Source organism: Faecalicatena contorta, assembly GCF_001404335.1.
In the GTDB taxonomy this organism is placed as follows: domain Bacteria; phylum Bacillota; class Clostridia; order Lachnospirales; family Lachnospiraceae; genus Faecalicatena; species Faecalicatena contortus_B.
On the sequence record NZ_CYZU01000013.1, the window covers coordinates 104,878 to 110,067 of the forward strand.

At 56.7% G+C, this 5,190-nt stretch carries 8 protein-coding genes and 1 pseudogene; all 9 read right to left on the bottom strand.

Going from position 1 to position 5,190, the window contains the following annotated elements; genetic code table 11:
- Positions 1-1,373, bottom strand: a 1,373-nt coding sequence (locus ARB69_RS08895; RefSeq protein ID WP_167702488.1) for a complex I subunit 5 family protein, incomplete at its 3' end; no start/stop codon positions are given.
- Positions 1,370-1,744 (bottom strand): sodium:proton antiporter, encoded by a 375-nt coding sequence (locus ARB69_RS08900; protein ID WP_050642684.1) that lies wholly within the window; start codon positions 1,742-1,744, stop codon positions 1,370-1,372. The genes ARB69_RS08895 and ARB69_RS08900, both read right to left, overlap by 4 nt.
- Before the next feature lies 1 nt (position 1,745).
- Positions 1,746-2,702, bottom strand: coding sequence for a hydrogen gas-evolving membrane-bound hydrogenase subunit E (gene mbhE, locus ARB69_RS08905; RefSeq protein WP_055152694.1), 957 nt, complete (start codon positions 2,700-2,702; stop codon positions 1,746-1,748).
- Positions 2,699-2,968: a hydrogenase subunit MbhD domain-containing protein gene (locus tag ARB69_RS08910; protein ID WP_025657863.1), complete on the bottom strand. Its 270-nt coding sequence runs from the start codon at positions 2,966-2,968 to the stop codon at positions 2,699-2,701. The genes mbhE and ARB69_RS08910 overlap by 4 nt, the downstream gene beginning before the upstream one ends.
- Positions 2,965-3,426 carry a cation:proton antiporter gene (locus ARB69_RS08915; protein WP_242857570.1) on the bottom strand — a complete coding sequence of 154 codons (462 nt, stop codon included), beginning with the start codon at positions 3,424-3,426 and terminating at the stop codon, positions 2,965-2,967. The genes ARB69_RS08910 and ARB69_RS08915 overlap by 4 nt, the downstream gene beginning before the upstream one ends.
- Complete coding sequence (locus ARB69_RS08920) at positions 3,413-3,760, bottom strand: monovalent cation/H+ antiporter complex subunit F (RefSeq protein WP_049915940.1); 348 nt, start codon at positions 3,758-3,760, stop codon at positions 3,413-3,415. The genes ARB69_RS08915 and ARB69_RS08920 overlap by 14 nt, the downstream gene beginning before the upstream one ends.
- Positions 3,750-4,241: a Na+/H+ antiporter subunit E gene (locus tag ARB69_RS08925; RefSeq protein ID WP_025657866.1), complete on the bottom strand. Its 492-nt coding sequence runs from the start codon at positions 4,239-4,241 to the stop codon at positions 3,750-3,752. The genes ARB69_RS08920 and ARB69_RS08925 overlap by 11 nt, the downstream gene beginning before the upstream one ends.
- A 163-nt stretch (positions 4,242-4,404) precedes the next feature.
- Positions 4,405-4,680, bottom strand: coding sequence for a hypothetical protein (locus ARB69_RS08930; protein ID WP_025657867.1), 276 nt, complete (start codon positions 4,678-4,680; stop codon positions 4,405-4,407).
- A gap of 45 nt (positions 4,681-4,725) precedes the next feature.
- Positions 4,726-5,190: pseudogene (locus tag ARB69_RS08935) on the bottom strand (F0F1 ATP synthase subunit beta); the annotation flags it as partial.

Here is a 5,190-nt window from a genome sequence, read left to right on the forward strand (position 1 = left end):
TCTTTCATCCCCGCCGCTTTCTCCGCTGTCAGCGGGGTATACAGGATCAGGACCACTCTCATAAAATAAATCGCATTGAGCACCGTGCTCACCGCCAGCGCCGCCAGCACCACCACCGCATAGGCCGGCCTTTCCAGGGATGCCTCCGCAAACATCAGCTTGCTGACAAACCCGCCGAACCCCGGGATGCCCACCATGGACAGCGAGCCGGCCACAAAGCCCACACCCGCTGCTTTATTGCGGAACCCGGCTCCCCGAAGCCCCTGGATATCCGCGTTCCCCGCAGACACCTTGATCAGGCCGAAGGCCGCCACAAACACCAGGGATTTTGCCGCCGCATGGGCGAAGATGTGGTAAAGCCCCGCCTCGGTCCCCGCCGCTGAGCCCAGGCCGATGCCCATGAAAATATAACCAATCTGTGCCACGGAGGAATAGGCAACCATCCTCCGCAGGTTCTTCTGCCGCACCGCATCCAGGGATCCCAGCACCATGCCGATGATCCCGAATACAAACAGCACATTGATGATCCCGCTTCCCGCAAACACTTCCGCCCCCGTCACCCGGTAGATGATCTTCACCAGCAGGAAGATATATCCTTTGGATACGATACTGGAAAGCATGGCCGATGAGGACGCCGTGGCATTCCCATAGGCATTGGGCAGCCACGCATGGAAGGGCCACAGGGCGCTCTTAATGGCAAGCCCCACGCTCACCAGGCCGATGGTCACGATCAGCGGCACCCGGTACTCCCCGGTCTGCCACAGCAGCAGGATGCTCTCCTTGATGTTGCTCAGGAGCAGGTGCCCGGTCATATCGTAGAAGAAGCTGATGCCAAGCAGCAAAAGCCCCGAGCCCATGAGGCTCATGATCATGTAGCGCACCCCCGCCGCAATGGTCAGGTCATTGAATTTCCCCAGGATCAGCCCGCAGGCCGCAATGGTATTGATCTCCACAAACACATAGGCGGTAAAGAAGTCATTGGTGTATACCAGCGCCAGGTTGGACGCCAGCATCAGGTCCGCCATGATATAGTAAAAATTCGCCTTATCCGCTTCCAGGTCCCTGCGCGCCTCTTCCATGCCGCCCCACAAAGCCAGCAGCATAATCACGCAGAACAACAGCGCCATGGCAGCCTCCAGCATGCCCGCACGCAGTTCGTTCCCCCAGGGCGCCGGGAAGCGGCCCATCACATACACATAGCTCTCCCCCGTCCCCATCAAAAACGCCAGCAGGAAGGCGGACATCACCCCCACTGCCCCCGTCATGCACAGGCTGAGCCGCCGGGCCGCTTTCCCTTTCAGCGCGGACGTAATGATTGCGGCAAACATGGCGGCTAAAATCGAAAAACAGGGCACATTCTGTACAAAACTCATTCTTCCTTCTCCCTTATCTTGAGCGATATCTTATCCAGGTCCAACGTGTGGTATCTCTGATACAGGCAGATGGTCAGCGCCAGCAGCAGCGCCGTCACCGACACCGACACCACGATCCCCGTCAGCACAAGCCCGCTGGGCACCGGGTTGATGTAGGCGTCCACACTTTGCACCCCGTCCACGATGATGGGCGCTTTGAGCCCCTTGATGTACCCCTTTACCGCAAGGAAAAGGTACACCGCCGTGTCCATAATGTTCAGGCCGATGATCTTTTTGATCAGGTTCTTATGCAGGAACAGGTCCGTAAACCCGATCCCAAACAAAATGACGGCCACCACCTCTATGAAATTTGCCGTTAAATGGCTTCCCATCTTACAGCCCCCCTCTCCGGAACAATGCATAAAATGCATAGATTGTACATGCCACCTCTGTCCCCACACAGATATTGATGGGCAGGATGATCCCCCCGCTTAAAATAGCTCCCGGCTTTCCCAGCGGGAAAAGGTGTTCCAGCCCGTTTGCCCCCGTGTAGAAAAAGTGCAGGGCGATCAGGCCGTAGAGCAGCAGGGCTGTCACCTTCACGATGACATAGATCTTTTCATTGAAGAACCTCTGGGTTCTGGGAAACCCGAAAGACGCCGCGTAAAGGATCATCCCCGCGCCGATCACCGCGCCCCCCGAGAACCCGCCCCCCGGTGACAGGTGCCCGTTTAAGATGATATAGATCCCAAATAAAAAAATCACCGGGCATACCACCTTTGCCACCTTCTTCAGCACCGTGTCCTCCAGAGGCTCCAGGCCGTAGTCATCCAGCTTCAGTTTCCTGCGCTTCTCCTCATTCTCCACCATCAAAAGGATCATGACGCAGCAGGTCGCGATAAACAGCACCGTGGTCTCCCCAAAGGTATCAAAGGCACGGTACGTCAGGATCATCCCCGTCACCAGGTTCACGGAACCCGTCTCCTCCAGCCCCTGGGTAATATAACGCGCAGGCACTTCATTATTGGTTGGGTTGGACTCTGCCCCCACGGAGGGGAGGAAGGACACCGCATACACCAGGATCCCTATCAGCAGCAGGCACACCACCACGCTCACCGTGCGGTACACATGCCCATACCCTTTCAGCCTTTTATTCCGGGGATAGTCCCGGCTCTTTTTTCTGATCGCTTCATAGTCGGAGGGACCATACGGCTCCTCTGGCTCCTGCACCGGGGCCGGGGGCTTCATCTCCAGGGATCCCACAAAGGGGTCCTTTTCCCCGTCCAGCCACCGCTTGAACCGGCCGGCCAGGCTTTCGCTGTACTCCTCCTGCGGACGTTTTCTGCTCATTCTTCCTTCTCCTTTTCGTCATCCTTCTCAGCCGAGATCCCTTTGATCTTCTTCAAAGTTACAAAAAATAAAAGGGACGTCACTCCCGCGCCTACCGCCGCCTCCGTAATCGCCAGGTCCGGCGACTCCATGATCATCCAAAGGATCGACATGATCAGGCTGTAGGCCATAAAAATCAGGATGGAATTCAACAGGTTCTTATGGAAGCTGACCGCTGCCGCGCACAGCACCAGAAACACCAATAAGATCCAGGTAATGACTGTCATGCTTCCCCCTCCTTTATCTCTTCTACCTGTTCTGGCGGGCAGCACGTTTTCTTATCTCCCGCCGTTTCTGACAGGCAGCCCTCTTCCACAGCTTCCCCTGCTTCTGACGGGCAGCACTCCTCCAACTCTTCCGCTGCTTCCACCGGACAGCAGTCCTCCATCTTTTCCCGGGACAGCACTTCCAGCTTCACCACCATATGGGCCGCAACCGGGGAGGTCATCCAGAGGAATACGATCAGAAACAGGATCTTAACACTCGGGAAGGTGAACCCATTGAAAACCACCGCACCCAGCAGCATCAGCCCGCAGCCCAGGGTATCCCCGATGGCCGCTGCGTGCATCCGGTTCAGCACATATTTGAACCGGAAAACACCGATAAACTGTATGATATAAAAGACAAGCCCCGCTGCCATGCATACGGCGCCTGCCAGAAAGCGGATCCATTCAAGAACCATCATCCAGCGCTCCCTCCTCCCTCTTTTTTCGTTTCTCATTGCGTGCACGGCAGGCCCCGATATAGATCTGCGACAGGATCACCACCCCCAGGAAACTGATCAGGCCGTAAATCAGGCTGATGTCCAGCAGGTAGGATTCCTCCAGCAGCAGGCCCAGCAGCGCGATGGCCGCAGTCACGATCCCGCCCAGCATGTTCACCGCCAGCAGGCGGTCTGCCACCGACGGCCCCAGCACCAGGCGCAGCAGGCACAGGAGGAACATCACGCAGAGCACTGCCAGCACCACGATTAAAAACTTCTCACTCAATGCCCCCAATACGGGGATGTCATGAAACATCACCTTTTCCTCCTCCCTCTGCCGCAGCCTCCAGCTCCACAAGCTTTTCCACAAAGCCCGATTCGTGGATCCCCACCGCGTATTCCCGGTCCAGGCTGTGCACGATGTAGTTCCCCTCCTCCAGGTCTGCGGTGATCGTCCCCGGGGTCAGGGTGATGGAATTGGCCAGCACCGTCTGCCCCGTCTGGGTCCGGATCCCGGTTTTAAAACGGACAAGCACCGGCTCCGGCTCCCGGTCAAACTCCAGGACCAGCTTCGACACCGCCAGGGCCGCCTTGATCACTTCCACCACCAGGAACACCACATACTTTAAGATCTTCCCGGTGCACCTTACAATCACCAGCTCCCGCTTCGGGGAGTACTCCATAAATTTATATAAGAACAAATATAAGGCGCCGCAGATCACCGCGCCAAATATTGCAATTTCCAATGTAATCCTGCCGTTTAATATAATCCACAGTACAAACAAAACAATGAACATCCCATCACCTCATCGGTTTCCTACGAATTTTCCGCAGCCGTTCAGGCAGACCTGTCTAAATGGTTGCGGTTCCCCTGCTTTTTGCTTCTAAAATGGCGCGCAGGATACATACTGTATAATATCTGCGCGCCTCTTTTTTATTTCACAGGCATGAACTCTGCTTTTATTCCCCCGCCTTCCAGCCGGCATATCTGGTATAGACTGCCATGGTCTTTCCCACGTGGATATGGCCCCCCGGGATCTGCACGATGCGGGGCTCTTTCCCCTCTGCCTCCCGGATCTTTACCTCGCCCTTTTCCAGGCGCTTCAGGGCCGGGCTGTGCCCTGCCATGTAGCCCTCCTGCCCCGAGGCTTGCTCTACCACGACCATCTCCACTTCCCCGGAATAGAATAACTGCTGCGGGGTTACAATCTTTAATAAAAAACTTTTTGCTGCCATCCGCCCTAAGCCTCCTTCTGCACACGGTCCGCTTCCGGGCCTCCCTTATGCGGTCTGCCCCTGGGCGTACTTCTCCGTTACGTCGTCAATCCCTCCTGCAAACAGGAACATGGATTCCGGAATCTCATCGTGCCTGCCTTCCAGGATCTCTTTAAAGCCCCGGATGGTTTCTTTCAGCGGCACGTACTTCCCGGCCATCCCCGTAAACTGCTCCGCCACATAGAACGGCTGGGACAGGAACCGCTGCAGCTTCCTTGCGCGGGCTACCGTCAGCTTATCTTCCTCCGACAGCTCCTCCATCCCCAGGATCGCGATGATGTCCTGCAGGTCCTTATATTTCTGCAGCACCTCCTGCACTCCACGGGCGGTCTGGTAATGCTCCTCCCCCAGGATTAGCGGGTCCATGATCCGGGACGTGGACTCCAGCGGGTCTACCGCCGGGTAAATCCCCAGCTCCGTGATCGCACGGCTGAGCACCGTGGTCGCATCCAGATGCGCAAAGGTCGTCGC